The following is a 26,804-nucleotide window of genomic DNA, read 5'->3' as shown; positions in this document are numbered from 1 at the left end:
TACGGTTTTGCATCGGCGTGCAGGGTAGGGCTGTCGGCAAGGTCAATGGGTGGCGGCAGGAAGAAGGGTTACGCTGGGTACCTGCAGAAATGGGGGATGGAGTGGGCCGAGCACTCGGGGCGGCAGGGGCCGAACAGCCCCCCCCAACAGCCAAGCGCTCCCAACAGCCCCAACAACCTCAAAAAACAAACAGAGAACTACAACTCCACGACGGTGTTCTTGGACTGCTCGAGGAGGTCCTTCTTCTTGCGGGCGCGCTCGAGTTTGGACCACTGGTCGCCGGGTACGGCGTTGCGGGCCTCGTCGATGACGGCGACGTCCGGGGTGCCCCAGGCGATCGGCATCGGGGTGACCATCTGCCACATCTTCTTGTTCTGGGCGGAGCGCTGCGCGCCGACGGCGGCGACGGGGACCTTGGTGCCCACCTTGTCGGAAGTGTTCGGGATCGGGTGATAGACGCGGGAGGTGATGCCCCAGCGGGGCGGCAGGGAGGGCTCGACGTTCATGTTCACCAGGGCGGTCAGGGTGATGGTGGTGCCGACGCGTTCGGTGATGATGGCTGGGGCCAGCGGGTTGGCGTCGTAAAGTTCTTGCGTCTTGCCCACGCTGCGGGGGATGAGCAGGCCCACGACGAGCATCATCAGGCCGAAGAGGGCGAGGCCGTACGTGCCTAGGGTGTGCCAGGGGGATTCGGGGTCGACGAAGAACCAGACGGCTGCGGCGCCGGCGAGCGAGATCACAAAGAGGGCGACGCCCGAAGCGACGAGGCTGCGGGTGTCGCGGATCATTTCGTTGTGTTGCTTTGCATACTCTTCGTCGACGTCGAACTTGAAAACCTTCATGGGGAAGAGTTTAGAGGTCGGAGGCGTCGACGAGTCGATACGCGTAGCCCTGCTCGGCGAGGAAGCGCTGGCGGTGGATGGCGTATTCGGCGTCGAGGGTGTCGCGGGCGACCACGGTGTAGAACACGGCCTCTGCGCCGTCGGCCTTCGGGCGCAGCAGCCGGCCCAGGCGCTGCGCTTCCTCTTGGCGGGAGCCGAATGTGCCGGAGACCTGGATGGCCACGGCGGCTTCGGGCAGGTCGATGGAGAAGTTCGCCACCTTGGACACCACAAGGGTGGAGATTTCGCCGTCGCGGAAAGCCTGGAAGGCTTGTTCGCGTTTCTTGGTGGTGGTTTTGCCGTCGACAAGTGGGGCGTCGATTCGCGCGGCGATCTCCTCGAGTTGGTCGACGTAGGCGCCGATGATCAAGGTCTGCTGGCCCGCATGTTTTGCAAGCAGCTTATCGACGACCCCAAGCTTCGCCTTCGAACACGCCGCCAACCGGTAGCGTTCGCGGGTTTCGGCGGTGGCGTAGGTGAGGCGTTCGTCGTCGCCAAGCGTGGTGCGCACTTCGACGCATTCGGCGGTGGCGATGTAGCCGGCCATTTCGAGTTCTTTCCAGGGGGCGTCGTAACGCTTGGGGCCGATGAGGGAGAACACGTCGTCCTCGCGGCCGTCCTCGCGCACCAGGGTGGCGGTCAGGCCCAGGCGGCGGCGCGACTGGAGGTCGGCGGCCATCCGGAAGACGGGGGCGGGCAGGAGGTGGACTTCGTCGTAGATGATGAGGCCCCAGTCGCGGGAATCAAAAAGTTCGAGCGCGCGGTACTCGCCCTTCGTTTTACGGGTGACCACCTGGTAGGTGGCGATGGTGACCGGTCGAATCTCCTTCTTCTCGCCGGAGTATTCGCCGATCTCCTCGGGCGTGAGCGTGGTGCGGCGCAGCAGCTCGTCGCGCCACTGGCGGCCCGCGACGGTGTTGGTGACCAGGATCAGCGTGGTGGTCTGCGCCTGCGCCATCGAGGCCGCACCCACAATGGTTTTGCCCGCGCCGCACGGCAACACGACGACGCCGGAGCCACCTTCCCAGAAGGACTCGGCGGCGTACTGCTGGTAGTCGCGCAACTCCCAACCGTCGTGGTTGAGTGCAATCGGGTGGGACTCGCCATCGACGTAGCCGGCGAGGTCCTCCACAGGCCAGCCGAGTTTGGTCAGTTCCTGTTTGATTTGGCCGCGGGCGGATGGGTGGACGGGGATGGTGGTGTCGTCGATACGCGATGCGACCAGCGGAATGATCTTCTTGGAGCGGGTGACCTCGGTGAGGATCGCTGGGTCGTCCGCCTCGAGGATGAGCCCGTGCGCGGGGTGCTTGACCAGCTTGAGGCGACCGTAGCGCGCCATGGTCTCCGCAACATCCACGAGCAGCGGCTGCGGGACGGGGAAGCGGGAGAACCGTTCGAGCACGTCAACGGCCTGCTCCGCGTCGAAGCCGGCAGCGCGTGCGTTCCACAACGCGAGCGGGGTGATGCGGTAGGTGTGGATATGCTCAGGTGCGCGCTCGAGCTCCGCAAACGGGGCGAGCGCAGCACGGGCCTTGGGTGCGTCCGGGTGTGCGACCTCGAGCAGCACAGTCTTGTCCGACTGGACGATAAGCGGGCCGTCGCCGAGAGCCATGCGATCTACTCCTCCTGTTCGTAGGCGTTGGTAGTCTACGGGCATGGCTGCGAAAAATACATCCGTTGTCCTCGGGGAACGATACGACAAGTTCATTGCCGAATTACTTGAAGACGGCCGCTACGCCTCCGCCAGCGAAGTGCTGCGCGAAGGTCTGCGACTGGTGGAGGAGCGGGAGCAGAAGTTTAAAGCGCTACGCAAGGCCGCGGAGAACGGCGACATTGACGCGAAGGCGTTTATCGACGAACTGCGCTAACCCCTCCGGAGCACCTGTGACCACTTGGTTACGCTGCCGTTGTTGAGGATCGTGCGCTTGTAAATGCCGGCGGCACCCCACACGACGAGCACAGTGGTGACCGCAGCGAGCGCGAAGGAGCCCGCGAGCTGGATGGCGGTGAAGTCGCCAGCTGCGTAGGTCAAGGGCGCGCTGAAGATCGAAAACGGCGGGATCCAGCTCACGACCTGCATGAAGGTTGAGTCGGTGTTGGACCAACCAAACGACGAGATGTACACGCACGCCATCAGCAGCATCAGGATCGGCATCTGGGTGGACTGCAGGTCCTCGGTGCGCTGCACCATCGCGCCGGCGGCGGCGTAGAGGCCGCCGAAGAACAGCATGGACAACAGCCAGGCGACAAGCAGGATGGGGAAGACGGACCAGTCGATTTCGACGTCGTCGATAAGCCCCGAGACCTTCAGGCCGATGCCGCCGACGGCGAGCAGCACCGCGGTGGCGAGGAAGCCGAAGATGACGGTGCCCAGCAGTTTGCCGGCGAGGAAGTCCAGCGGGCGAACGGAGGCCAAGATGAGCTCGACGACACGCGACGACTTCTCCTCGGTGACGCGGCTGCCCACCTGGGCGGCAAAAGTGATCACGGTGAACATGACGATGATCAGCGCGAAGAAGGTGGTCAGCAGGCGGGTCAACTGCTCTGCGGTGTCGTCGCCTTCGGTGTCGTTGATGTCCACCGGCACAACGTCGATCTGCGGGGAGGCAGCCTCGTAATCGGCGGGGCTAATGCCCAGGGTGCTTAAGGTTTCGGCGCGCGCCTGCTGTTGGGAGAGGGCGTCGAGGCCGGTGAGGATGGTGGTGGAGGGGGAGCCGTCTGCAAGGACTTCCCAGGTGTCTCCCTCGACGATCAGGGCGGCCTGCACGTCGCCGTCGCGGACTAACTGTTCGGCCTCGGTGCGGTCGGTGGCGGTGCGGGCGTCGTAGCCGGCGTCGTCGAGAAGCTGCTCTGCGATACCCACAGCGGCAACGGCCGGGCCGCCGGCCTCTGCTTCCGTTTCGCCCTTGTTTTGCATCCAGGAGCCGAAGCCGATCATGCCGAGAATGGCCAGCAACATGATCACGAGCGTGACAATGACGCCCTTCTTCAGCAGCAGAATCTGCACCTCGCGCTTCGCGGTGGTGGTGATGGTGTGCATGGGGGAGTAGGTCTTCATTACTTCACAACCTCCTTGAACAGCTCGGCCAGATCCGGCACGACGCGGGTGAACTCGTGGACGGGGCCTGCGGCCATGGCGGCGCGGAGGATGTCCTGGTCGTTGTCGGCGGAAGTGGTTTCGACGATGACGTGGGTGGGGGTGTCGCTAATAAGCGTGGCGGTTGCGGGGATCCAGCCGCGCGCTTGCGTGCCGACGCGGAAACGCACCGGGCCGCCCGAGCGCAGCTCATCGACGGTGTCTTCGGCCACCATGCGGCCGCGGGTGACGATGCCGATGCGGTCGCAAAGCCGCTGCACCAAATCGAGCTGGTGCGACGAGAAGATGACTGGCACGCCGGCGCGGGCGCGGTCGGTGAGCATCGTGCTCATCACGTCCACGGCAACCGGGTCCAGGCCGGAGAACGGCTCGTCAAGGATGAGCACCTCCGGGTCGTGGATCAGCGATGCGGCCAACTGCACGCGCTGCTGGTTGCCCAGGGAGAGGTCGTCGAGCTTGTCGTTGAGCCGCTCGCCGAGGCCCAACTCCTCGAGCAGTTCGGTGCCGCGCTGCTTGGCGGCTGCGCCGTCCACGCCGTGGAGTTTGGCCAGGAAGATCAACTGATCAAGGATCTTTTCCTTGCCGTAGAGGCCGCGCTCTTCGGGCATGTAACCGATGCGGCGACGGGAGTCGTCGTCAAGCGGGCGCCCATCGAGGAGCACCTCGCCAGAATCGGCGCTGAGCACTCCTAATGCGATGCGCATCGTCGTCGATTTTCCGGCGCCGTTGGAACCGACGAAACCGTACATTTCCCCATCGTGGACGGTGAAGTCCATTCCGTCGAGGGCCTGGACGTCGCCGAAGCGCTTGTGAAGGTCCTGAATCTGAAATGTAGTCACCCGACAAAATTAGCAAAGGATTCGACTTCGCTCAGGGCGGGTTTACCATGAACTCATGACTGCAACCATCTCATCCCCTGCGGCGCATCTGGCCCGCGAACTCGGCGCCGACGAGGCGCTGTCCACGCGCCCGATCGACCGCATCAAGTACGCCCACGACGCATCCCACTTCCTCTACACCCCGGATGTGGTGGTGGAGGCGCGCAACGCGAACGACGTTGCGGCGGCGTTCCGCGCGTCGGCATCCTCCGGCGCCCCGGTGGTGCTGCGCGGCGGCGGTACCTCGCTGTCTGGCCAGGCAGGCGGTGCGGGCATGCTGGTGGACGTGCGTAAGCACTTCCGCGGCGTGGAGGTGCTTGACGGTGGCAAGCGCGTGCGCGTCCAGCCCGGCTCCACGGTGCGCCAGGTCAACGCGCACCTGGCCGCGTTCGGCCGCAAGATCGGCCCGGACCCGGCGTCCGAGGGCGCCGCGACGATGGGCGGCGTGATTGCCAACAACTCCTCCGGCATGGCGTGCGGCACGGAGTTCAACACCTATAACACCATCGAGTCCGTCACCTTCGTCCTGCCGTCTGGCACGGTGATCGATACGGCTCACCCGGATGCGGAGGCGCAGTTCGCGCGCCAAGAGCCGGAGCTCGTGGACACGATTGAGAAGCTCAAGCGACGCGTGCGCGACAACAAGGAATCCGTAGACATCATCGAGCGCCACTTCGCGCTGAAAAACACGATGGGCTACAGCCTGAATTCGTTCTTGGATTACGACTCGCCGCTGGACATCTTCATGCACCTGCTGGTCGCATCCGAGGGCACACTCGCGTTCATCGCGGAGGCCGTCCTGCGCACCATCGAGGTGCCGAAACTGAAGACGACCACCATCGCGGTCTACCCGACGCTGGACGCCGCGACGCGCTCCCTGCCGGCCCTGTTTGAGTCGAAGGCGGCGACGCTGGAGTTGATGGATTCGCGCTCCATCAAGGTCGGCCGCACCTTTGATTCGGTGCCGGAGCAGATCACCGGCTTCGAACTTGGCGGCCAGGCGGCGCTGCTCATCGAATACCACGCCAACGAGGCCGAGCAGCTGCGCGAATACGAGCAGGCTGGCTCCAAACTCCTGCGCGAGTTCGACCTGCAGACCCCGGCGCAGTTCAGCACCGACCCCATCGAGGCCGCCAAGGCGTGGGCGTTCCGCAAGGGCCTCTACGCCCAGGTCGCGGAGGCGCGCCCGTCCGGCACCACCGCGCTGCTTGAGGACATCGCGGTGCCCGTCGAAGACCTCGCCGACACTTGCGGCGGGTTGCAGCAGCTTTTCGACGCCTACCGGTACGACGACGCCGTCATCTTCGGCCACGCCAAGGACGGCAACATTCACTTTTTGATCACCGACCGCTTCGAGGGCGACGAGAACCTCACGCGTTACGACGGCTTCAACGAGGACATGGTGGACCTCGTGCTCGGCGCCGGCGGCAACCTCAAGGCTGAGCACGGCACCGGCCGCGTCATGGCGCCGTACGTGCGCCGTCAGTACGGCGAGGAACTCTACGACGTGATGGTGCAGCTCAAGCGCATCGCCGACCCGCGCGGGGTGATGAACCCGGGCGTGATCATCACTGACGACGAGCGCGAACACATGAAGAACTTCAAGCTCAACCCGCAGGTGGAAGACGAAATCGACTCCTGTGTGGAGTGTGGCTACTGCGAGCCGGTGTGCCCCTCGCGCGACCTGACCATGACCCCGCGCCAGCGCATCGTCGTGCGCCGCGCACGTGCGAAGGCGCTGCAGGAAGGCGACATGGAGCTGGTTAAGCACATCGACGAGGCCTACCAGTACGACGGCATCGACACCTGTGCGGTGGACTCCATGTGTGTCACCGCGTGCCCGGTGGGTATTGACACCGGCAAGTTCATCAAGTCGCTGCGCCGCGGCCAGGCCGGTGCTGTGAAGTCCGCTGGTTGGGCGGCCGCCGCGAAGGCGTGGGGCCCGGGCAACACGTTGGCCTCCGCAGCGTTGACCGGTGCGTACGTCATGCCGACGAGCCTGGTGCAGAAGGTTACTGACGTTGCCCGCGCGCTCGTGGGCGAGGACACCGTCCCGCAGTATCGCCCGGAACTCTCCAAGGGTGGCGTGAAGCGCTCCAAGGCATTCGGCACGAAGGTCGGCGCGCCGGGCGCGGAGCCTGTTGGCGTGTTCGTCCCGGCGTGTGTGAACTCCATGTTCGGCCCGCAGGGCGATGGCGTCGGTGCCTCGGAGGCGTTTGCGAAACTCGTCGAGCGCGCCGGTCTGTCCCTCGTCGTTCCGGAGGGTATCGACGGCATGTGCTGCGGCACCCCGTGGACCTCGAAGGGCATGAGCACCGGCCACGACATCATGCAGCGCCGTGTCAACGACCAGCTCATCGCCGCTACCGACGGCGGGCGCCTGCCGGTCGTGGTGGACGCGTCGAGCTGCACGCACGGCTTCCGCGACATGGCTGAAAACATCGGCATCACGGTCATCGACGCCATCGAGTTTGTCGACGAGCACGTGCTCGATCGCCTCACGGTCAACCACAAGGTGCCGTCGGTGACGCTGCACCCGACGTGTTCGGCAACCCACCTGGGTATCGTCGATACGCTGAAGCACGTTGCGGCCGCCGCTGCAGAGGAAGTAAACGTTCCGGCCGAGTGGAACTGCTGCGGCTACGCGGGTGACCGCGGCATGCTGCACCCCGAACTCACCCACGCCGCGACGAAGCGGGAGGCTGCACAGGCCAAGGAGTTCGGCTCGGCGTGCCACGCGTCGTCCAACCGCACCTGCGAGTTGGGCCTGACGGCCGCGACCGGCGCGGACTACGAGCACATCCTGGAAATCCTGGAGCGCGCCAGCCGCTAGGCCAGCACCACTTTTGTCACCCGCGGCAGGGCGATGCGCACGACCCGGTCCTTCGCTTCGTCGAGCGCGTCCACCTGGCCCGCAGTGACACTCAGCGGCAGCACAGTGATCGTCTTGCCGCGCCCTTGCTTATCTACGTAGCCCACGGTGACGTGCCTGCGCGCCCGCGCCGCCGCGCGCAGCGTTTCAAACGCATCCCCGCTGCCAGCATCGGTGCTTTCGGCAGAGCGCAGCTTTGCGACGATCGCACGCACCTGCTCCGGCGCCACCCTCCGCGACTTCGGAAGCGTCGATGGCGTCGGCGCAACCAGGGCGGGCTCGGGAGCCATGTTGACGGAAACACCCTGGTCGTCCTCTGCGGTGGGTTGTAGTCCTGCGGTGCGCAGCGCCGTCATGAGCTTTGCCAGCGGCAGGTATGAGATGGCGACGGTGGGGGCGAGGACCCGCAGGCCTAACTTCTCTGCTGCGGTAGCGATGAGCGCCGGGTCCTCTGAGCGGATGTAGGAGAGCGCTTCGCCGGCGCGGATGGCGCCGTGGGTACGCGCGGTGTCGTCGATGATGAAGGTGATGGCCTGGGGGACCTCGCCAAGTACGTGGTCTGCGAGCCAGCCGTGGATCTCCGGGGCGGTCAGTCCACTGTCCAGGCCACGGCGCACCGAGGCCTCCGAGATACGCCACACGCTGGCAAGACCAGGCGACTCCAGATCCGCGATGCGCTCGATGAACCCGGCCATTGCGGGCTCGAACGGGCCCGGGGCTAGCACCGTCATGTCGGCCTGGGCGATCAACGTGTCCACCGAGGCGGGCACGAGCGTGGCGGTTGCTGCAGCGACGTCTTCGCCGTTGATCAGGGCTAACGTCGGGGTCGGCTGCGCTTGGTTGGCCAGCGCGCCGACGAATTCGGCTTCCCGGACAACCGCGGCGATGAGGTTGTCGGAGAACCCCGACGATTCCAGCGGGGCGTGGAAGAGCATCCTGTCCATGTCGCCCGCGTGGCGCAGCATGGTGAGGCGGGCGTGGCGAAGCGCGGGGGCGTGGGCGTCGTCGCTAAGCAACTTCGCCCCTGTATCCACGCGCCACGGGGAGGCCACCCAGCCGGCGAGCACGATCGCCCACTGATCGGACAGTGTCGCGTCAAGCCAGGTCAGGGCGTCGCGAGTGGCGGCGAGCACATCCTCATCGTCGACGTTGCCGCGGCCGACAAGACCCGCGGACTCGCCGACGGTGACAAGCAAGCTCGGGTCGAACCCAAGTGCCTTCTCCAGGTTTGCCGCCGCGCGCACGCCGACAGTGCCGTCTTTGTTCAGTACCACCGGGGTATCCATCAGCGTCATGACCAGTTGGCGCATCTGGCGCACCGCGTCGAGGCCCTGGGCGGTTGCGGTTTCGTCGATAGCGGCCTGATCGATCTCTGGTACGGCGGGTGGTGCAAGCGGGAACACGCGCGGCGTTGCGCCACGCATCGCGTCGCGCACCGGACGGGGCAGGCGCACCGTGGTCTCGTCGACGCGCACAAGCAGACCAAGCGCGAGCAACTTGGACACCGGCGCATCCGGGTCCGCATCGGGTGCAGCCGCCGCGGTTGTGCCCACCCCGCCGGACGCCGCAAGGGTGTCCAACACCTTGCGCTCACGCGCAGGCAGTGACGCCAGCGCCTCGGTCGCGCCGGGCGGCAGCGTATCGGTCACGCGCCAACCGGGAGGCAGGGCAGTCAGCGTGCCGGGGGCGATACGCAACGCCTCATCCGGACCAAACACGAGCGCCAACTCGCGCAGGTGGTGAGTGGAGCCGAAGCCGGTGGCGTTCACAGGCTCAAGCTCCGCTCCGGCATCCGCGAGCTGCTCGAGCACCGCCAGATCCGCGGCGTTGAGGAGACGCAACGCGCGCGACGCCGACCCGGGAAGACCAAGCCTGGTCGCGAGTGAGCCCACCGACGGCGGGGCGGGGAAGAAGGCATCCGGGCGTGCCTCGATGAGGGCGTGCAGCGCGTCGTCATCGAGCGAACTCAAGAATTTAGGGAACGTAGACATTGCGGGGGTGAGTTTACGTGCGTTTTTGTCTCCGGCGTGAAAGAATGAGGGGCATGGCTAAAGATGTGAAGAAGATTGGGCGCGCAAACCCCGCATGGCCCGCTAATACCCCAGGTAACCTGCACCCGGTCACCGAGATCACCTCGACGTTAACCGGTGCTTCCAGCCCGTTCGGCGACGACCTGATCCTGCCGATGCCGGCAGAAGAGACGGGCTACGTCCACCCGACGACGCGCATCAACCGCTAAACCAGCGGAACTTAAAAAACCGGCACGGTGCCTGACCGTGCCGGTTTTTGTTGTGGGGTGGCAAAGGCAAACGCCCCGTTCACAACCTGAACGGGGCGGACGATTGCTGTGCGCTATTGCTTAGCGAGCCTGGAAGGACTGCTGCACGGAAGCAACGGTGTTGTTGACCTGGTTGGCAAAGTTAGCGCCGACCAGGTTTGCCACGGCTGCGAAGTCGCCGGAGAGGGCAGCGTCGATCAGCGGCTGGTTTGCAGCGTAGAACGCGCTGTAGTCGTTGCGGTTAGCAACGTAGTTGGACTGCACGGAAGCCGGAACCTGGAAGCCGAATGCCTGGATAGCGTTACGCACCTGTGCGTAAAGGGCATCGACCTGCGGGGACTGTGCGGCCGGAGCCTGGGCCTGTGCTGCCGGCTGAGCCGGAGCGGCCTGCTGTGCCGGTGCCGGTGCTGGCTGCGGGGCCGGCTTGGATACCTGCGCGTCGCGGTTGGTCGGCGCGGAGTTCAGGCCGTAGCGAGCGGAGCAAGCCGGCCATGCGCCCCAACCCTGACCTGCCAGGGTGCGCTCGGCGACAGCGATCTGCTGCTCGCGGGTTGCCAGGTTAGCGGTCGGGGCGAACTCGCCGCCACCGTATGCCAGCCAGGTGCCGTAGGAGAACTGCAGGCCACCGTAGTAGCCGTTGCCGGTGTTGATAGCCCAGTTGCCGCCGGACTCGCACTGTGCAAGCTTGTCCCAGTCGGAATCCGGTGCTGCGGTTGCCTGCGGGGCAACAATGCCAGCCAGTGCAGCTGCTGCTGCAGAACCTGCCAGAGCCTTCTTGCCCATGGAGGTGGTCTTCTTAGAGTGGCGTCCCATTGTTTCGTTTCCTCTCATCGTTGACCGCCAATTTCTCGGGACAGCCTAACGTTGTATAACGATTGTGTCACGTAACGGTGTCGTTTTGGGGCGCAATACTCGAAAAAGCCTCACATTTCCCCAGCTCGAAGGCGTGACATGCAAAATATGTGTTCTGGGTCACACTATCGTGAACTGCTTGATTTTCGGGCGGAAATAGTAAGGTTTTGATTTTGTTTTACTTACTGGCGGTACATCTGCACGAGTGATACTGCATAAGTGATGCGTTACGGAAGGAGAGCGCCATGCCTGTCGGAAAGGTGAAATGGTACGACGCCGAAAAAGGGTTCGGCTTCGCATCCAACCCGGGAGACGAGGATGTCTTCATCGGTAAGTCCGTGCTGCCTGAGGGAGTTGAGGAGCTGGTCGCAGGCCAGCGCATCGAGTTCGACTTCGCCGCAGGCCGTCGCGGCCCGCAGGCGCTGCGCGTGAAGGTGCTGGATACCCCGAAGCGCCGCCCAGTGCACCGCCGTAAGCCGGAGGAGCTGGGAAGCATGCTCGCGGACGTGATGACGCTCATCGAGACCCAGGTCCAGCCTGCTTTGACCAACGGCCGCTACCCGGACCGCAAGGAAGGCCGCCAGGTGGCGGAGATCCTGCGGGCCGTGGCGCGCGAGCTGGATGCGTAATTAGTTAAAGCCCACGGACCATGTGGCGATGACAGGGGTTTCCTCCCCGTCATCGCCCTTTTTAATGTCCAGGGTGGTTACCTCGGCAACGACGAGCTTCGCGCCGGACTCGGTCGTAGCCGGCACGGTCTCCTCGGTTGCCTCGCCGGAGGTGAAGACGCGCTCGGAGTTGGCCTCCGGGTCGTCGTAAATGAGCAGCAGGCGCCAGCTATTCGACGCAATCTCGTCCGGAACCGTAACCACCACATCACCCTCGCCGCGCTGCATGGTGGGGGCATCACCGCCGGCGCACTCCTCGTCCAACTCACACACGGTGTACACACCGATGTCCTCGCGCTCACCGTTGGCAGCCACCGACACCGTCAGTTCATCGACCGGAGTGGTGGGGCGGGTGCGCTGGTACTCCATGACGGCGTAGACCACGCCGACGAGTGCCAGGACGCCCACGAGGGCGACCACGATGGTTTTCCACTGCTTGCTGCCTGAACGTTGTGCCATGGCGAGAAATCCTAACTAGTCAGCCTGGGCAAAGCGCACCCGGTACATGTCCGGCCAGCGCTTGCCGGCAAGGAAGAACTCGTCAGTGCCCGGGATGTGGGCGATGCCGTTGAGGACGTGGTTCGGGTCGTCGGTGGCGTTATTGGGCAGGGCGGAGGCGTCGATACGTGCGGTGACCTCGCCCGTTTCCGCGTCAATGCGCACGATGTCGGTGGTGGTGAACACGTTGGCGTAGACATCGTTACCGACGCACTCCAACTCGTTGAGGCCCGCCACCGGCTCGCCATCAAGCGTGACGGTGAAGCGTTCGCGCTCCTCGAGCGTTTCCGGATCCATGCGGCGCAGCTCTTCGGTGCCGTCGGAGAAGATCACCTCGTTCGCTTCCGGGCGTGAGCACAGCCCCCAGCCTTCGCCCTGATAGGAGGCGCGGCCGATCTCCTCGAGCGTTTCTGCGTTGCGACGAATCGCTGTCCCGTCGAGCCACGTCAACTGCCACAGGGTGTCGTCGATACGCGTAATGCCCTCGCCGAAAAACTGCGGATCCAAATCCACCGACGCGAGCTCCTCGCCCGCAACCGTGCGGGTATACAGGCGCGACTCGCCCTCCTGGCCAGTGCCAACGTAGAGGTTGCCGTCGGCGGTGACCTCGAGGCCCTGCGTGAAACTGGTCTGGTCGAACGGGAGGCGCTCGATCACCTCGGCGCGAAGGTGCTCGACGCTTGGGGTGGACGACTCCGGCGCGCAGCCAGCAAGCAAACCGCCCGAAAGCGCAGCGATAACAGACAGAGCGGACAAAGCTTCACGATGACCCATGGGTTACATCCTGCACTACATCGCGCATAATGGGTAAGCGTGTCACGATCCAGAAAACGCACTCGCTCCCGCAACCCGTTGCTTGGCAACGATGCAATAGCTATTGCGCTCGAGGCGCTTGAAGAAATCGCAGACGGCGACATCGGCGAACACATCGGTGTTACCGGGCTGACCCGCAATGTTGCCACGCACCGCTTCGAAGCCGACGTGCCCGGATACGCCGGGTGGGAATGGAACGCCGTCATCGCCTGCGCGGACGGCTCCAACGCGGTCACCGTCAACGAGGTCGCGCTCGTGCCCTCCCAAGGTGCGCTCGAAGCGCCCGACTGGGTGCCGTACTCCGAGCGGCTGCGCCCCGGCGACCTGGGCCCAGGCGATGTGCTGGAGCTCCTGCCTGACGACGAACGCGTCACCGACGATTCCTTTGCCCGCGACGCCATTACCTTCCCGGGCCGCGAAACCAAGCACTACCTGACCAAACAAGGCCTGGAGGACGCGAAGTACCGCTGGCGCACTGGCGACTACGGGCCAAACAGCGAGTTTGCCGAAAAGGCAGCCCTGTCGTGCCGCACCTGCGCCTTCTATATCCCCATGGCGGAACCGGTGGGGGAGCACTTCGGTGCTTGTACCAACGAGTATTCCGCCGACGGCCATGTCGTTGCGTCTTCCTACGGTTGCGGCGCGCACTCGGACACGGAAGTAGATAACTCCTAAGTAATTCCAATCACTGGGGCAGCAAAATAGTTGCGTTTGCCCAGGGAGAGTGAAAAGCTAAGCCCCCGTGAGTACGACCACGGGAGCAAAAATGAATAAGGACCAGCCGCAGCCGCGCGGCGGGCTGGACGCCTTCTTCCACATCACAGAGCGCGGATCCACGGTGGGCACCGAAGTGCGTGCCGGGGTAGTGACCTTCTTCGCGATGGCATACATCGTGCTACTCAACCCGCTGATCATCGGCACCAGCCCCGACCGCGAGGGCACCGTGCTGGGCATCCCGCAGGTAGCGGCCGCCACCGCCTTGGCTGCGGGCGTGATGTGTATCTTGTTCGGCCTGGTTGCCAAGTACCCCTTCGGCATCGCCGCCGGCTTGGGTATTAACACGCTCGTCGCCGTGACCATGGTGGGCCAGCAGGGTCTGACCTGGGCGGAAGCGATGGGCCTGGTGGTTATCGACGGCATCATTATCGTGCTGCTGGCCATCTCCGGTTTCCGCACCGCCGTGTTTAACGCCATTCCGAATTCGATGAAGGTGGCCATGAGTGTCGGTATCGGCATGTTCATCGCCACCATCGGTCTCGTGGACGCCGGCTTTGTCCGCCGCATCCCGGACGCCGCCATGACCACCGTCCCGGTCCAGCTGGGCACCGGCGGTTCGATCGCGTCCTGGCCGACCTTCGTCTTCATCGTCGGCCTGTTCATCTGTGGCTTCATGGTTGTGCGCAACGTGCGCGGCGGCCTGTTCATCGGCATCATTTTGACCACCATCGTCGCCATGATTGTGGAGGCAATCACGGGTTCCGGTTCTTCCGCAGACAACCCGCAGGGTTGGAGCTTGGCCGTGCCGGAGCTGCCGGATTCCTTCGGCGGCATCCCGGACCTGTCCATCGTGGGCAACATCGACCTGTTCGGCGCGTTCATCAACATCGGCGTCATTTCCGCGTCGCTGCTCGTGTTTACCCTGGTGCTGGCCAACTTCTTCGACGCCATGGGCACCATGACCGCCCTTGGCCGTCAGGCTGGCCTCGCCGCTGATGACGGCGTCCTGCCCGACATGAAGCGTGCCCTGGTTGTCGAAGGCTTCGGCGCAGTCGTGGGTGGTGGCGCTTCGGCGTCGTCGAACACGGTGTTCGTGGACTCCTCGGCAGGCATCGCCGACGGCGCTCGTACCGGCCTGGCCAACGTGGTCACCGGTGTGCTGTTCCTGCTCGCAATGTTCTTCACCCCGCTCTACGAGGTCGTGCCCATCGAGGCCGCGGCACCGGTACTCGTTGTCGTCGGTGCGCTCATGATGATGCAGGTCGGCCAGATCAAGTGGAACGACTTCTCGGTCGCGCTGCCGGCATTCTTGACCATCGTCACCATGCCGCTGACCTACTCCATCGCCAACGGCATCGGCGTCGGCTTCATCTCGTTTGCGCTGCTGTCCCTGTTCGCCGGCAAGGCGAAGGACATCCACTGGATCATGTGGCTCATCTCCGCCCTGTTCGTCGTGTACTTCGCGCAGGGCCCGATCATGGCAGCGATTAGCTAAATGCAATTGCGTATCGACGACCCCCTCGACCCCCGTCTCGACGACATCCGCGACCTGAAGCACTCCGACAAGGAGAAAACCCTTGTCTTCGCCGAAGGCCCGCTGGTGGCAGGCAGGTTGGTCGAGTCGCGCTTCCCGGTGCGCGCCGTGTTCGGCTTCGGGGGACGGCTCGAGTCCTTCATGGCCGACTACGGCGAGGAGTTGTCGCGCCGCGGCATCCCGGTCTACGAGATCACCCGCCAGATCATGGGGGAGGTCGCCGGATACGACATGCACCGCGGCCTGTTGGTCTCTGCTGATAAGCCGGAGCCGCTCACCGTTTCCGAGGTGATCGACGGGGCGCGCACCTTAGTCATCCTGGAAGGTGTAGGCGACCACGAAAACATCGGGTCCATCTTCCGCAACGCCGCCGGCATGGGGGTCGACGGCGTGCTTTTCGGGGCGGCGACCGCCGACCCGCTCTACCGGCGCAGCGTGCGCGTGTCCATGGGGCACGTGCTGCGCACCCCGTTCGCGCACCTGGAGGGCACCCCGACGACGTGGCAGCGCTCGCTCGCCGAACTTCACGACGACGGCTGGTGGCTCATTTCACTGACCCCCGCTGACGACGCCGTCGAACTTAAAGAAGCCATCCAGGGCCACGACAAAGTTGCCTTCCTTGTTGGTGGGGAAGGCCCGGGGCTGACCCCGCACGCCATGCGTGCTACCGACGTGCGCGCCAAGATTCCGATGGCGCCGGGCACCGATTCGCTGAACGTGGCCACCTCGGCCGCGATCGCGTTCTACGAGCGCATGCGCTAACCGGGCTAGCCCGGTTAGCGGTCGATGTGGCGGATGCGCTCCTTCAGCGCAGACGCCCACTGCACCGCACGGCGGCGCACACCCCGGCCGATGCGCTTCGCGGCGGCGACGGACGCGTCCGCCAGCTCGGCGAACTCGTCGCCCTCTTGTTTCTCTTGCTCGGCCTCGTAGTCGTCGTAAGCCTTATCGCGCTCCGCGAACTTCGCTGCGACCTCGTTGACCGACTTGGTGGCCGGCTTCGGCTCCTCAATCTTCGGCTCAGGCCGGCCGTCAACGGCATAGCCCACCACGTTGATGTCCGGGCCGTTCTGGCCGATCTCCGCACCCAGCCAGGCTTCCTCGGCGGCAAGCGCAAGGTCCTTCGGCTCAAACGGCAGCGCGATCCCGCCTGCTTGTTCCGCCTTCTCGCCCGCCCAGTAGGGGGCCTCAAACGGCTCGGGTAGGCCGATGTCTTCGATAACACTGGTGCGGGTGGCGCAGAAACTGCGCGACACCTTCTCGCCATTGAAGTGGGCGAAGCCGCCAAAGTCGCTATCCGTACCCAGCGCGATAACGAACACGTCCGCCGCCGGAAGCGCGGTGTGCCATTGGGTAGGGGAGGACAACTCAGTGACGTCCACACGCATGCGCACCACCGAAATCCCCGGGAAGCCCGCAATATAAAACTCGTCGCGGCCAGGCACCGACGAGCGGTTCAACGGAAACGACCCAATCGGCGTGATTGGCCACGCCGGATTCACCTGAGCCAGCAGCTTTCGGCCAAACCCGCGGTCGGCCTTCGGCTCACGACGCAACACCTCCGCAGGTTCAGCAGTGTTGACAAACCACAACGTGACAACGGCGTTGAAACTCATGGCTTACCGCTTCGGACGCTTCGTGTTGGTCCGCACGCCGAGCAGCACGTCCTCCCAGTGGGGCGTCACCGACTTGCGACGACGCTTCTGTGGCTGCTCCTCCTCATCCGGGTGGCGCAGGAAATCGCCCTCGAGCACCTCGCCCTCCTCGGCGGGTGCATCCTGAAGGATTTCGACGGGCGCGGCTGGCGCATCCTCATCCTGCTCGCCGTGCAAGGAACGCACCGCAGACAGCGAGCGCACCGGCTGGGCGAAATCTGGATCGGTCAGATCCGCAGCCATAGCGTTGCGCGCCTCAGTCTGGGCCGCGGCGCCCATGGAGCGCTTAAACGACCACAGGGCCTCGTTCTCCGTCAGGCCCGCCTGCCAGGTAACGCGCACAACCCAGGTGTCGCCCTGCTCGCGGGTAGCATCCCACTCCGCATCGGAAATCGAGTGACCACGGGCAGCAAAGGAGGTAGCCAGGATCTCCAACAACGTCTGCTTCGCCGGGCCATCCTCGCGCACCGGATGGGACTGCTTCGCAGCCTCCGCAACCTGGGCGCGCTCAAGCAGTACCGGGTGGGCATAGGACTCGAGGCGGCTTTCGGCCACACCCATCTCTTCTGCCAACTCCGCGGCGGTCGCGCCGGCGCGGATGCGTGCCTGGATCTCGTTCGGACGCATCGACAACGGAGTGGCGTAGAGCGGATCCGGCTCCGGCAGTGGGCGCGGCTCCGGGGCGGGTGCCACCGGTTGCGCAGGCTGCTCTTCCTCAGTCACCTCGGTATCGGTGGCTGGTTCTTCCGGGGCGGGGGAGTCGTCGATAAGCAACGGCGCAAGCTCCTCACGGGCAAGCTGATAGCGCACACCCTCCTCGTCGCGGAGCACAAAAAACGTCTCCGTCGACTCGTCTTCCAAGAAAACAAGCTCGCGCATAGGACTCCTTCCGCCTGGCAATACGAAAACTAAGCCTATCGGACGCACGTGCCCACATCAGGCAACCAGCCCCAAGACACCCGACGGCGCAAAGCGATACCATCCCAATACGACCAATGACGCCATAAAAATATGTGGTACATCCAGGACAATCGCAGCATTGTCGGACGCATCACAATATTTGCTAGAGTGCGTTACGTAAAAAGGTTGCCCGAAAAACGAGAGCAACACCCAACGTAGGAAAGGGAAACCAGTGGCTACTGAGAACAAGGACAAGGCCGTACTCCACTACCCGGGCGGCGAGTATGAAATGGACATCATGCGCGCCACCGAAGGCAATGACGGTGTCGTGCTGGGGAACCTCCTCGGTGAAACTGGCCTGGTCACCTTCGACCCGGGCTACGTCTCCACCGGCTCCACCGAGTCCAAGATCACCTACATCGACGGTGCAGAGGGCATCCTGCGCTACCGCGGCTACGACATCGCAGACCTGGCAGAAAACGCCACCTTCAACGAGGTGTCCTACCTGCTGATCAACGGCGAACTGCCGACCACCGACCAGCTGGACAACTTCAACTCCGACCTGCGCCACCACACGCTGCTCGACGAGGACTTCAAGGCCGCGTTCAACATCTTCCCGCGCAACGCGCACCCGATGGCCGTCCTTGCCTCCTCGGTCAACATTCTCTCCGCCTACTACCAGGACCAGCTCAACCCGCTCGACGAAGAGCAGCTGGACAAGGCAACCGTGCGCCTCATGGCTAAGGTGCCCATGCTCGCCGCATACGCCTACCGTGCATCCCGCGGTAAGCCGTACATGTACCCGGACAACTCCCTGAACCCGCGCGAGAACTTCATGCGCATGATGTTCGGCTACCCGACCGAGGACTACCACGTCGATCCGGTCCTGACGAAGGCCCTGGACAAGCTCCTCATCCTGCACGCCGACCACGAGCAGAACTGCTCCACCTCCACGGTGCGCATGATCGCCTCGGCACAGGCGAACATGTTCGTCTCCATCGCAGGCGGCATCAACGCCCTGGCCGGCCCGCTGCACGGCGGCGCAAACCAGGCCGTGCTCGAGATGCTCGAGGACATCAAGAACAACCACGGTGGCGACGCAACCGACTTCATGAACCGCGTGAAGAACAAGGAAAAGGGCGTCCGCCTCATGGGCTTCGGCCACCGCGTGTACAAGAACTACGACCCGCGCGCGGCCATCGTCAAGGACACCGCACACGAGGTGCTCGAGCACCTGGGTGGCGACGAACTGCTCGACCTGGCGATGAAGCTCGAGGAGATCGCGCTGAACGACGAGTACTTCATCCAGCGCAAGCTCTACCCGAACGTCGACTTCTACACCGGCCTGATCTACCGCGCCATGGGCTTCCCGACGGACTTCTTCACCGTCCTGTTCGCCATCGGCCGCCTGCCGGGCTGGATCGCACAGTACCGCGAGCAGCTTGAAATGAACACCAAGATCAACCGCCCGCGTCAGATCTACACCGGTTACCAGAAGCGCGACTTCGTCCCGCGCGACCAGCGCTAACCAAACCTTTCAACCGCCGAGGAACACGTCCCCTATAATTCCCAGGGGAAGTTCCCGGCGGTTTTTTAATGCCGACCGCACAAACCTCAAGGAGATTCTCACTCATGGAAATGGAAAAGCCATTCATTGAAGCCCCCGAGGGGCCGGCACCAGCTGATCTGGTTATCCAGGACATCACCGTCGGCGAGGGCGAAGAAGCGGTGGCTGGCGGCTTCGTCAAAGTCCACTACTTGGGTGTCGATTACGAAACCGGCGAAGAGTTCGACTCTTCCTGGGACCGCGGAGAAGCAGCCGAGTTCCCGCTCGCGGGCCTCATCGCAGGCTGGCAGGAAGGCATCCCGGGCATGAAGGTTGGCGGCCGCCGTCAGCTCACCATCCCGCCGGAGAAGGCATACGGCCCGGCAGGTGGCGGCCATCCGCTGTCTGGCCGCACCCTGATCTTCATTATCGACCTGCTCGACGCCCGTTAGGGGAAAGCGCATGCGAATCCCGGTAACTACGCTCAACGACGGCTACGATCTCCCGCTGCTTGGCCTGGGCACCTACAAGCTCCAGGGCGAGGACGTGGAGCGGACCGTGCGCACCGCGATCGAGCTGGGCTACCGCCACATCGACACCGCGTCGTTTTACGACAACGAGGTGCAGGTGGGCAAGGCCATCAACGACGCGATTAAGGCGGGCGACGTCACGCGCGAGGAACTGTTCATTACCACCAAGCTGTGGAATGACGATCAGGAGCGCGCCCTCCAGGCGTACAACGAGTCCCTCGAGCGCCTCGACCTGGAGTTCCTCGACCTTTACCTCGTGCACTGGCCGTGGCCGCAGAACGGCACGTACGTCAAGGCGTTTGAGCAGCTCGCTGAACTGCAGGGGATGGGCCGGCTCCAGTCGGTGGGTGTCGCGAACTTCTACCCGGAGGTTCTCGACGACATCATCAACGCCACCGGCATCACGCCGGTGCTGAACCAGGTGGAGCTGCACGCTGGTTTCACCCAGCCGGAGCTGCGTGCTTACCACGAGGAGCACGACATCCTCACCGAGGCGTGGGCGCCGATCGCCCGCGGCAAGAATTTTGACGACCCGGCCATCCGGGCCGTCGCGGATGCCCATGAGGCCACACCTGCGCAGGTGTGCTTGGCATACCTGATGAAGCTTGGCTGCTCTGTGGTGCCGAAGACGAAGAACCCGCAGCGCCTCGTCGAAAATCTCGGCGCGGTAAATGTGAAGCTCACCGACGAAGATGTTGCCACCCTCGATGCGGTGCAAGGGGAGCGTATGTCAGGGGATCCCCTGACGTTCCCGGGATAAAGGTTTTCCTGGGAGTGGATTTGAGCCCGTTCGGCCGTGGAAGCGGCCGGGCGGGCTTTTCTCGTCGCAACGAAAAGCGTGACTTTTCGGGGGTAGGGGTAGGGGTGAGAGGATTTAAACAACTCTCCGTGAGTGTGTGATACGTTACACTCCACATTGTTGAGTCGAGAATCGCGAATTGTCGGCAAGGCAAGACCCAATCCCGTGAACAAGAAAGGATCGAGGCAATGACAGGTTCCCCCGCTGTCCCGCAGCGCCGCGAGCCCACGCCAGACGAGTTTGTGGCAATGCAACAGAGCCCCGAATTCCAAGATCTGCGTGGAACATTCCGTGGCTTCACCTTCCCGGTGATGATTGCGGCGTTCCTCTGGTACGTCTTCTATGTCGTCTTTGCTACCTTCGCGCCCGATGTCATGGCGCGGCCCTTCCTAGGCCTCAACCTTGGACTGTGGCTCGGACTTGCACAGTTCTTGACCACATTCCTGATCACCTGGGTCTACGTGAAGTGGGCAAACAAGAACATCGAACCCCGTGCAGCGCACATTCGCCAGGAAATGGAGGGCTAAGCCATGCAGACGTACATCAACGCCACAGCGGCTGAAAGCACCGCCACCGGCAACCCTCTGCTGAACATCGCCATCTTCGGCGCGTTCATCGTGGTCACCCTCTTCATCGTGACCCGCGCTGGCAAAACCACCAGCGAATCCGCCGACTTCTACACCGGCGGCGCATCCTTCAGCGGCACCCAGAACGGCCTCGCCATCGCCGGCGACTACCTGTCCGCCGCGTCCTTCCTGGGCATCGTCGGCTCCATCGCGCTGAGCGGTTACGACGGCTTCCTTTACTCCATCGGCTTCTTCGTCGCATGGCTGGTCGCCCTGCTGCTGGTCGCCGAGCCGCTGCGAAACGTCGGCCGCTTCACCATGGCGGACGTGCTGTCGTTCCGCCTCCGCCAGAAGCCGGTGCGTGTGGCCGCAGCTTTCGGCACCCTGTTCGTGTCGCTGTTCTACCTCATCGCACAGATGGCCGGCGCCGGCTCGCTGGTGTCCGTGCTGCTGGACCTGCACTCCTTCGCCGCACAGGCAATCTGTGTTGCCATCGTCGGCGTGATCATGATCGCCTACGTCCTCATCGGCGGCATGAAGGGCACCACCTACGTGCAGATGATCAAGGCCGTGCTGCTCATCGCCGGCGTGCTGATCATGTCGATCCTCGCCTTCATCATGGCCAAGGGTGGCATGAATGCGGTGCTCAACCAGGCGATCGACACCCACGCCGCGTCCCAGTACATCGCGGAGAAGGGCTACCAGGCCGAGGATCTCCTCAAGCCGGGCCTGAAGTACGGTGCGACCACCACCTCGAAGCTCGACTTCCTGTCGCTGGGTCTTTCCCTGGTGCTTGGTACCGCGGGTCTGCCGCACGTGCTCATGCGCTTCTACACGGTGCCGACGGCCAAGGAAGCCCGCAAGTCCGTGACCTGGGCAATCGTTCTCATCGGTTCGTTCTACCTGCTGACCCTGGTGCTCGGCTACGCTGCTGCAGCATTCGTCGGCCCGGACCGCATCCTTGCCGCACCTGGTGGCGCGAACGCCGCGGCACCGCTGCTCGCATTCGAGCTCGGTGGCTCCATCTTCATGGCGCTGATCTCCGCGGTTGCCTTCGCAACGGTGCTTGCCGTGGTGGCAGGCCTGGCGATTACCGCCTCCGCATCCATCGCGCACGACGTGTACAACGCGGTGCTTCGAGACGGCCAAGCCAGCGAGGACGAGCAGGTGCGCGTCTCCCGCATCACCGTGGTGGTGCTCGGCATCGTCTCCATCGTCCTGGGTATCCTGGCGATGCAGCAGAACGTGGCCTTCCTAGTGTCCCTCGCGTTCGCGATCGCGGCATCCGCAAACCTGCCGACCATCCTGTACTCCCTGTACTGGAAGCGCTTCAACACCACCGGCGCGGTTGCGTCGATCTACACCGGCCTGATCTCCGCGCTGGTGCTGATCGCCCTGTCGCCGGCGGTCTCTGGCAGCCCGACCGCGATGTTCCCGGACGCCGACTGGTCCATCTTCCCGCTGACCAGCCCGGGCCTCGTGTCCATCCCACTCGGCTTCCTGGGTGGCCTTATCGGCACCTTCCTGGGCAAGCCGGACAACTTCGACGAACTCCAGGCCGAGATGGAGGTTCGTTCCCTCACCGGTGTTGGTGTGGAGGCTCCGGTCGACCACTAATCCTGGCTGAATAACAGGAAACGGGCTCAGCGTGATGCTGAGCCCGTTTTTGCGTTTGCTTTGTTTTAACCAGCCGCGCAACTCAAGCTTGCGTGCACTGAGGAATGCCGGGAAGCACCGCCATGTCTACATCTGCTCTGCGATTTCCTTCATCGCTTCCCACATGCTGCGCTGCTCGGGTGTACCGCTGTCAGTTTGCAGCAGGGTGACACAAGAATCGTGCACGGCGGAAGCAAACTCCTGGCGGAGAGAATCAGGAACCCCACGAAGGATCAGTGGTGCTGCAAGCACAACCGTATGGGCAAAGCGCGGTACCGTCGCATCGGGACTGTCATACTCTGACACGAGCGCGGTGCAGTACTGGGTCAACACCTGCGACGTTTGAGAAAGCGCCTGCCCATCCTCCGGAAGCTCGGCCAAACCTATGTCCCGTTTGCGCACGGTATCAAGGGTTGCCCTGGCTTTTTCATGACGGCCAACACGTGCGTAGTGCTCGTAGAGCTTCCTCAACGAGTAGCTGTAGTTGAGCTGGCATTGAACATCGGGGTGTGTTTGTGCGATCCACTTTGCAATATCGGTAAGTGCCTCCATGAAGCGGAGCCTTGCTTCTAGGTTTTCGGCTTGGGAGAGACCGATCAGCAGTGCGTGATGCGCAGCATTTGCAATGGCGAACGCCTCAGGCAGGTTAACGCTTGATGCTTCCGCAAGCACTCGAGAAGTATGGACGCGAACAAACCTTGCTGCCCCGACGCGAACCTCCCTTGACTGGGCGCTTTCACAGAGCTCAAGAAGAAGAGCAAATACCTTAGCAAACTCGTTCCACCCAGCCGGCGGGGCGGAGTTGAGGAAGGGGACAAGCGCCACTACCGAAGCGCGAAGCCGTAGGAAAGCGTCCATTTCTTTTTGCATCTCGATGTAAATATTCGCTAGTTCGATGCTGGTCCGAAGTATGTCGGTTGAGTATTTGCCGCCGAAGGGAACCTTCTGCGTTGCTACGACGAATTGGTTGACAGCATCCTCGAGCAGCTCCACCGGCGGGGCCATATTCGGAAAAAGCTTCCGGACAAACTGTGCTCTTATCGCCGTGGCTTCCGCTGCCAATGCGAAGGAAACAGCTGGCCCGTCGCCGCCGTCAACCAGGATGGCAGCGATCTCCATGGCTTCATCCAAGGTGGGGATCACAAGCCCATTGTTTGTAGATCCATGGATATCTGCGATCTGAAGGAGCACGCGTATCGCTTCTTCGATGGCTCTAGGATCCCTGGCTTGGAGCGCAGGAACAAGCATGTCTTGGCAGCTAAATAGCAGCTCGAGGGCTGATTTTGTGTCTCCTGCATTTGCATCCAGAAGTGCCATCTCACGTTGGGCTCGAGAATAGAAGACAGCAGGTAAAACACGATTTGGCTCGGCGTCGTACAGGGGGTCGATACTCTTAAACGCCAGGTACAGCAGTAGGCGAGCTTCCTCCACATCTTCGGTGTGTGAAGCAGCAATCGTGAGAGCTTGGCAGCGCAATAAAACCGTTTTCGCCGTGACAGGGAAGTCGTTCAATACCTCAAAACAAATTGAGGCCACACTTGTTTGTACTTGTGGGTCAGGGGAAAGATCAGCAGCCGCTAAGAGCGTTCGCAGCGCTTCGAATGATGCACCGGCCGTACGCAGATGCTGAAGGTGTTCGATTGCATAGGGCAAGTGAAGCAAGTTGGTCACAATTGCTGCGTCGTACACTGTGGTTTGCGGAAGGCAGTCGAGCGCCAACGGAATGCTCTCTAGATTTTGAGGACCCTTGGGAGCAGGCGATGAAAAGAGGTGGAACAGGAACGCCTCCGCGAGTTTGCGCTGGTTCTTCCACTGATGCTCAATGTCGTAATAATCCTCGCTTTCGAGCGCCGCATACTTTGGGGTGGTCTCGACACTGTTGCGCAGATCGGTTTCGTAAATGCGCATGAGTAGAGAATGTGTGAGCGGTGAACCAAAACTCTCCGCGGCCTCGCTAAATACTCGGTGCGTAAAGCGCATCCGTTTCTCCGGCCCATTTGGAGTTAGTTGATTCGCCAAAGAACGGAAAAGTCGGGCAACCGAGATCTCAGTATTTGTTGTGAAGCCAGCGTCGCGCAGCGCGTTGACGGTTTGTTCTTGCGAAAGCCCGATCCTAGAAGCACCCAAGAGACCTACTGCAGCGCGGGCGAGGGCACGATCGGTAGATGCGATGGAGGTTTCCAAAAAGTGGTGGGCAGCGCTTGACAGGTCATCGGGGATGAGCCACGCGCGGTCTGCAAGCATGTTTTGGATTGCGCTGGCTTGATCAGGTTCATCCTCGATGGACTTGAAATCATCACCATCGATATCGAGAAGTAGATCCAGCGTAAGCTCTATCCAAAGAGGTAAGCGTTGTTTGGACGCGATGATCTGGCGAGCGCCGCCTCCGATCTCGCGCCTAATTCTGCGCTCCCAGTCCTCTACGAATTCTCGCGCAATGTTGGCTGGCACTGGCCCAACCAAGACTTCTTTGAAATCGGAGTTCTTCAACAGAGTGACGTCCGAGCGCGAGGAAGAAGATACAGCCAACGCGGTGCGAGACGAGAGCCATTCCACTGGCCAGAATCCGCCGGCTCCATCCACAATCTGCTCTAAACCGTCGACGATGAAAAGCAGATCAGGATACTCAGCTACAACCTTTTCCATTTCTTGCCTCCAGCGCGGGCGCCAAGTTTCGGGAGAGCCCCGCCAATCGTCGAAAAGCGACAGGCCCAAGGTTGCGTTTATGCATCGCGTAATCTCGAATGCGAGCTCGTCCCCCGTCCAAATGCGGTCGTCCAGCCCCATAATGACGGTGATGGGCAACTTGCCGGATATAGATTCTCCGGAGGCCGCCAAATACTTCTCGAGTGCCAACAGAAGTGAGGACTTACCCGCGCCGGACTCGCCATAAACCACGACAGGCGAATCGATGCGGAGGAAAAAATCGATCGATTTGAGCAGTTCCTCTGACCCAAAATTACGAGTGCGGGAACCTCGAAACAGGACCTCCTCCGCGGTACCGTCGCGCGGGATGCTGCGGGCTCGCTCCAGAAGCTGCGGTTCAAGCAGACTGACCGCAAGATCCTCGAAGTGCTGCATTGAAGCAGTGGGCCACTGACCATTCTGGTCGAAGGCAACGGAGTAGCGTTTCACCGTCTCCGCATTGCCCCATCGTTGAGATACCTCGTCTTTGAAGTCAGAAATTCGGGTTGGGTCTGAGTCGGCCCAGCCGTGCGGTGGGGTGCCTTCGACCTGCCGGAAAAGGATGAACGGTGTGGTTGTATCATCTGCGTCCCAAAGACCAGCTTTGGCGAATTCCAACTCGGTGATAGAACACTCGCGAGACCTCTCGGGGTCGAGTCCAACGCGCTGTGCCGTCCATTCGAGGAGAGACTTGTCGTCTGAAATCCAACCGTAGCGGTCTCCGATGAGCCCGAGGAAGAGCGGGGCCGCGCGATCGACTTCGTCAAGGCATACGTCTAATACCTTGCGCCCAGCCGCTTCTTCATCCATGTCGTTGGTGTCGACTCCCCAGCGCAGGTCAATAAAGTGCATCTTTGCGCCGAATCGGCGCAAAGATTCGTTGAGCCGGTCACTTACGGGACCGTTGAGAATGTCACGTTCCGTATGGAAATCGCGAAAGGTCGATGACACAAAAACAGGAATGTTGAGCATGAGGCCCCTTAGCGCAGTCAGTGTTTGAACACTCATTATGCGCCAACCGGAGCATATTAGGAGGCCGACGACCGCTTGGTTTTCGCTCAACCCGCTAATATCGCCTGCATGAAAAAATGGTCCCAAGAGCGCCTTGACCAGCATCTCGCGCATGCTGCATGGTATAAACCGATCCGCAAGGTTAGGGCCCGACGCTTGGACAAAGACGCGCAGTGGCGGACTTCCACTGGCAGCGTCCTTCACGCAAAGGCGGGGGACTGGGAAGTCACTGACGGGACACGAACATGGACAGTTGCGTCTGGGGTTTTCGACAGGTCATACAGTCAGGTCGCGCCGGGTGAATACAGGAAAACGGGAAGGGTCCAAGCCCGCCGACTCAGCGAGGACGCTACGATCCCAACGCTGGA

The 26,804-nt window shown here is 62.8% G+C and carries 23 protein-coding genes; 12 read left to right on the top strand and 11 right to left on the bottom strand.

Annotation, left to right across the window (positions count from 1 at the left end; translation table 11 throughout):
• Positions 1-197: 197 nt before the first annotated feature.
• Positions 198-842 (bottom strand): DUF3239 domain-containing protein, encoded by a 645-nt coding sequence (locus tag HMPREF2690_RS06705; RefSeq protein WP_070820473.1) that lies wholly within the window; start codon positions 840-842, stop codon positions 198-200.
• A gap of 10 nt (positions 843-852) precedes the next feature.
• Positions 853-2,493 (bottom strand): DNA repair helicase XPB, encoded by a 1,641-nt coding sequence (locus tag HMPREF2690_RS06700; RefSeq protein WP_070820472.1) that lies wholly within the window; start codon positions 2,491-2,493, stop codon positions 853-855.
• Between the two features lie 43 nt (positions 2,494-2,536).
• On the opposite strand from HMPREF2690_RS06700, the gene HMPREF2690_RS06695 reads away from it, so the two are divergent.
• Entirely contained in the window at positions 2,537-2,749 is a 213-nt protein-coding gene (locus tag HMPREF2690_RS06695; protein WP_070820471.1) for a type II toxin-antitoxin system ParD family antitoxin, read from the top strand.
• Here HMPREF2690_RS06695 and HMPREF2690_RS06690 read toward each other — a convergent pair.
• Entirely contained in the window at positions 2,746-3,939 is a 1,194-nt protein-coding gene (locus HMPREF2690_RS06690; RefSeq protein WP_070820470.1) for an ABC transporter permease, read from the bottom strand. The genes HMPREF2690_RS06695 and HMPREF2690_RS06690 overlap by 4 nt on opposite strands.
• Positions 3,939-4,817: an ABC transporter ATP-binding protein gene (locus HMPREF2690_RS06685; RefSeq protein WP_070820469.1), complete on the bottom strand. Its 879-nt coding sequence runs from the start codon at positions 4,815-4,817 to the stop codon at positions 3,939-3,941. The genes HMPREF2690_RS06690 and HMPREF2690_RS06685 overlap by 1 nt, the downstream gene beginning before the upstream one ends.
• A gap of 55 nt (positions 4,818-4,872) precedes the next feature.
• On the opposite strand from HMPREF2690_RS06685, the gene HMPREF2690_RS06680 reads away from it, so the two are divergent.
• Positions 4,873-7,689: an FAD-binding and (Fe-S)-binding domain-containing protein gene (locus HMPREF2690_RS06680; RefSeq protein WP_070820468.1), complete on the top strand. Its 2,817-nt coding sequence runs from the start codon at positions 4,873-4,875 to the stop codon at positions 7,687-7,689.
• Here HMPREF2690_RS06680 and HMPREF2690_RS06675 read toward each other — a convergent pair.
• Positions 7,686-9,719, bottom strand: coding sequence for a helicase-associated domain-containing protein (locus HMPREF2690_RS06675; RefSeq protein WP_070614194.1), 2,034 nt, complete (start codon positions 9,717-9,719; stop codon positions 7,686-7,688). The two genes, HMPREF2690_RS06680 and HMPREF2690_RS06675, sit on opposite strands and share 4 nt — an antisense overlap.
• Positions 9,720-9,772: 53 nt before the next feature.
• Between HMPREF2690_RS06675 and HMPREF2690_RS06670 the strand changes: the two genes are divergently transcribed.
• Positions 9,773-9,967, top strand: a complete 195-nt coding sequence (locus HMPREF2690_RS06670) for a hypothetical protein (RefSeq protein ID WP_092101852.1) — start codon at positions 9,773-9,775, stop codon at positions 9,965-9,967.
• 120 nt (positions 9,968-10,087) lie between these two features.
• Here the strand turns inward: HMPREF2690_RS06670 and HMPREF2690_RS06665 are convergent, their stop codons facing one another.
• Positions 10,088-10,819, bottom strand: coding sequence for a resuscitation-promoting factor Rpf1 domain-containing protein (locus HMPREF2690_RS06665; RefSeq protein ID WP_070421467.1), 732 nt, complete (start codon positions 10,817-10,819; stop codon positions 10,088-10,090).
• A gap of 284 nt (positions 10,820-11,103) precedes the next feature.
• On the opposite strand from HMPREF2690_RS06665, the gene HMPREF2690_RS06660 reads away from it, so the two are divergent.
• Positions 11,104-11,487, top strand: a complete 384-nt coding sequence (locus HMPREF2690_RS06660; RefSeq protein ID WP_070421466.1) for a cold-shock protein — start codon at positions 11,104-11,106, stop codon at positions 11,485-11,487.
• Here HMPREF2690_RS06660 and HMPREF2690_RS06655 read toward each other — a convergent pair whose 3' ends face one another.
• Positions 11,488-11,985 (bottom strand): DUF2771 family protein, encoded by a 498-nt coding sequence (locus HMPREF2690_RS06655; RefSeq protein WP_070421465.1) that lies wholly within the window; start codon positions 11,983-11,985, stop codon positions 11,488-11,490. It lies immediately after the preceding gene.
• Between the two features lie 15 nt (positions 11,986-12,000).
• Entirely contained in the window at positions 12,001-12,798 is a 798-nt protein-coding gene (locus tag HMPREF2690_RS06650) for a glutaminyl-peptide cyclotransferase (RefSeq protein ID WP_070820467.1), read from the bottom strand.
• A 39-nt stretch (positions 12,799-12,837) separates the two neighbouring features.
• On the opposite strand from HMPREF2690_RS06650, the gene HMPREF2690_RS06645 reads away from it, so the two are divergent.
• The 3 genes from HMPREF2690_RS06645 to HMPREF2690_RS06635 all read left to right on the top strand — a co-directional run bounded on the left by HMPREF2690_RS06645 (position 12,838) and on the right by HMPREF2690_RS06635 (position 15,850).
• A complete protein-coding gene (locus HMPREF2690_RS06645; RefSeq protein WP_083319437.1) occupies positions 12,838-13,512 on the top strand; it encodes a DUF3027 domain-containing protein in 675 nt (224 codons plus the stop codon).
• A 91-nt stretch (positions 13,513-13,603) separates the two neighbouring features.
• Positions 13,604-15,049 carry an NCS2 family permease gene (locus HMPREF2690_RS06640; RefSeq protein WP_070820466.1) on the top strand — a complete coding sequence of 482 codons (1,446 nt, stop codon included), beginning with the start codon at positions 13,604-13,606 and terminating at the stop codon, positions 15,047-15,049.
• Positions 15,050-15,850: a TrmH family RNA methyltransferase gene (locus tag HMPREF2690_RS06635; RefSeq protein ID WP_070820465.1), complete on the top strand. Its 801-nt coding sequence runs from the start codon at positions 15,050-15,052 to the stop codon at positions 15,848-15,850.
• A 14-nt stretch (positions 15,851-15,864) separates the two neighbouring features.
• On the opposite strand, the gene HMPREF2690_RS06630 is transcribed toward HMPREF2690_RS06635, so the two are convergent.
• Positions 15,865-16,704 (bottom strand): DUF6928 family protein, encoded by an 840-nt coding sequence (locus tag HMPREF2690_RS06630; RefSeq protein WP_070820464.1) that lies wholly within the window; start codon positions 16,702-16,704, stop codon positions 15,865-15,867.
• 3 nt (positions 16,705-16,707) lie between these two features.
• The gene (gene sepH / locus HMPREF2690_RS06625) at positions 16,708-17,622 is read right to left on the bottom strand and encodes a septation protein SepH (protein ID WP_070570966.1); all 915 of its coding nucleotides are present in this window, start codon (positions 17,620-17,622) and stop codon (positions 16,708-16,710) included.
• 253 nt (positions 17,623-17,875) lie between these two features.
• Between sepH and HMPREF2690_RS06620 the strand changes: the two genes are divergently transcribed.
• From HMPREF2690_RS06620 to HMPREF2690_RS06600, 5 genes are all read left to right on the top strand, one after another.
• The gene (locus HMPREF2690_RS06620) at positions 17,876-19,171 is read left to right on the top strand and encodes a citrate synthase (protein WP_083291997.1); all 1,296 of its coding nucleotides are present in this window, start codon (positions 17,876-17,878) and stop codon (positions 19,169-19,171) included.
• 110 nt (positions 19,172-19,281) lie between these two features.
• The gene (locus HMPREF2690_RS06615) at positions 19,282-19,641 is read left to right on the top strand and encodes an FKBP-type peptidyl-prolyl cis-trans isomerase (RefSeq protein ID WP_070451706.1); all 360 of its coding nucleotides are present in this window, start codon (positions 19,282-19,284) and stop codon (positions 19,639-19,641) included.
• Positions 19,642-19,651: 10 nt separating this feature from the next.
• Positions 19,652-20,479, top strand: coding sequence for an aldo/keto reductase (locus HMPREF2690_RS06610; RefSeq protein WP_070570965.1), 828 nt, complete (start codon positions 19,652-19,654; stop codon positions 20,477-20,479).
• Positions 20,480-20,706: 227 nt separating this feature from the next.
• A complete protein-coding gene (locus HMPREF2690_RS06605; RefSeq protein WP_070421457.1) occupies positions 20,707-21,045 on the top strand; it encodes a DUF485 domain-containing protein in 339 nt (112 codons plus the stop codon).
• A gap of 3 nt (positions 21,046-21,048) precedes the next feature.
• Positions 21,049-22,701, top strand: a complete 1,653-nt coding sequence (locus HMPREF2690_RS06600; protein ID WP_070570964.1) for a solute symporter family protein — start codon at positions 21,049-21,051, stop codon at positions 22,699-22,701.
• 126 nt (positions 22,702-22,827) lie between these two features.
• Here the strand turns inward: HMPREF2690_RS06600 and HMPREF2690_RS06595 are convergent, their stop codons facing one another.
• Positions 22,828-26,550, bottom strand: a complete 3,723-nt coding sequence (locus tag HMPREF2690_RS06595; RefSeq protein ID WP_070820463.1) for a DUF4062 domain-containing protein — start codon at positions 26,548-26,550, stop codon at positions 22,828-22,830.
• Positions 26,551-26,804: the final 254 nt, after the last annotated feature.

The organism is Corynebacterium sp. HMSC034E11, assembly GCF_001835905.1.
GTDB classification, from domain to species: Bacteria; Actinomycetota; Actinomycetes; order Mycobacteriales; family Mycobacteriaceae; genus Corynebacterium; species Corynebacterium coyleae.
Note: the sequence above shows the minus strand (reverse complement) of the source record. Positions and strands in the feature narration are given on the sequence as shown.

Coding starts and splice junctions, on each gene's coding strand:
- HMPREF2690_RS06705 (WP_070820473.1), bottom strand. CDS start 842: ATGAAGGTTTTCAAGTTCGACGTCGACGAAGAGTATGCAAAGCAACAC.
- HMPREF2690_RS06700 (WP_070820472.1), bottom strand. CDS start 2,493: ATGGCTCTCGGCGACGGCCCGCTTATCGTCCAGTCGGACAAGACTGTG.
- HMPREF2690_RS06695 (WP_070820471.1), top strand. CDS start 2,537: ATGGCTGCGAAAAATACATCCGTTGTCCTCGGGGAACGATACGACAAG.
- HMPREF2690_RS06690 (WP_070820470.1), bottom strand. CDS start 3,939: ATGAAGACCTACTCCCCCATGCACACCATCACCACCACCGCGAAGCGC.
- HMPREF2690_RS06680 (WP_070820468.1), top strand. CDS start 4,873: ATGACTGCAACCATCTCATCCCCTGCGGCGCATCTGGCCCGCGAACTC.
- HMPREF2690_RS06675 (WP_070614194.1), bottom strand. CDS start 9,719: ATGTCTACGTTCCCTAAATTCTTGAGTTCGCTCGATGACGACGCGCTG.
- HMPREF2690_RS06670 (WP_092101852.1), top strand. CDS start 9,773: ATGGCTAAAGATGTGAAGAAGATTGGGCGCGCAAACCCCGCATGGCCC.
- HMPREF2690_RS06665 (WP_070421467.1), bottom strand. CDS start 10,819: ATGGGACGCCACTCTAAGAAGACCACCTCCATGGGCAAGAAGGCTCTG.
- HMPREF2690_RS06660 (WP_070421466.1), top strand. CDS start 11,104: ATGCCTGTCGGAAAGGTGAAATGGTACGACGCCGAAAAAGGGTTCGGC.
- HMPREF2690_RS06655 (WP_070421465.1), bottom strand. CDS start 11,985: ATGGCACAACGTTCAGGCAGCAAGCAGTGGAAAACCATCGTGGTCGCC.
- HMPREF2690_RS06650 (WP_070820467.1), bottom strand. CDS start 12,798: ATGGGTCATCGTGAAGCTTTGTCCGCTCTGTCTGTTATCGCTGCGCTT.
- HMPREF2690_RS06640 (WP_070820466.1), top strand. CDS start 13,604: ATGAATAAGGACCAGCCGCAGCCGCGCGGCGGGCTGGACGCCTTCTTC.
- HMPREF2690_RS06635 (WP_070820465.1), top strand. CDS start 15,050: ATGCAATTGCGTATCGACGACCCCCTCGACCCCCGTCTCGACGACATC.
- HMPREF2690_RS06630 (WP_070820464.1), bottom strand. CDS start 16,704: ATGAGTTTCAACGCCGTTGTCACGTTGTGGTTTGTCAACACTGCTGAA.
- sepH (WP_070570966.1), bottom strand. CDS start 17,622: ATGCGCGAGCTTGTTTTCTTGGAAGACGAGTCGACGGAGACGTTTTTT.
- HMPREF2690_RS06615 (WP_070451706.1), top strand. CDS start 19,282: ATGGAAAAGCCATTCATTGAAGCCCCCGAGGGGCCGGCACCAGCTGAT.
- HMPREF2690_RS06610 (WP_070570965.1), top strand. CDS start 19,652: ATGCGAATCCCGGTAACTACGCTCAACGACGGCTACGATCTCCCGCTG.
- HMPREF2690_RS06605 (WP_070421457.1), top strand. CDS start 20,707: ATGACAGGTTCCCCCGCTGTCCCGCAGCGCCGCGAGCCCACGCCAGAC.
- HMPREF2690_RS06600 (WP_070570964.1), top strand. CDS start 21,049: ATGCAGACGTACATCAACGCCACAGCGGCTGAAAGCACCGCCACCGGC.
- HMPREF2690_RS06595 (WP_070820463.1), bottom strand. CDS start 26,550: ATGCGCGAGATGCTGGTCAAGGCGCTCTTGGGACCATTTTTTCATGCA.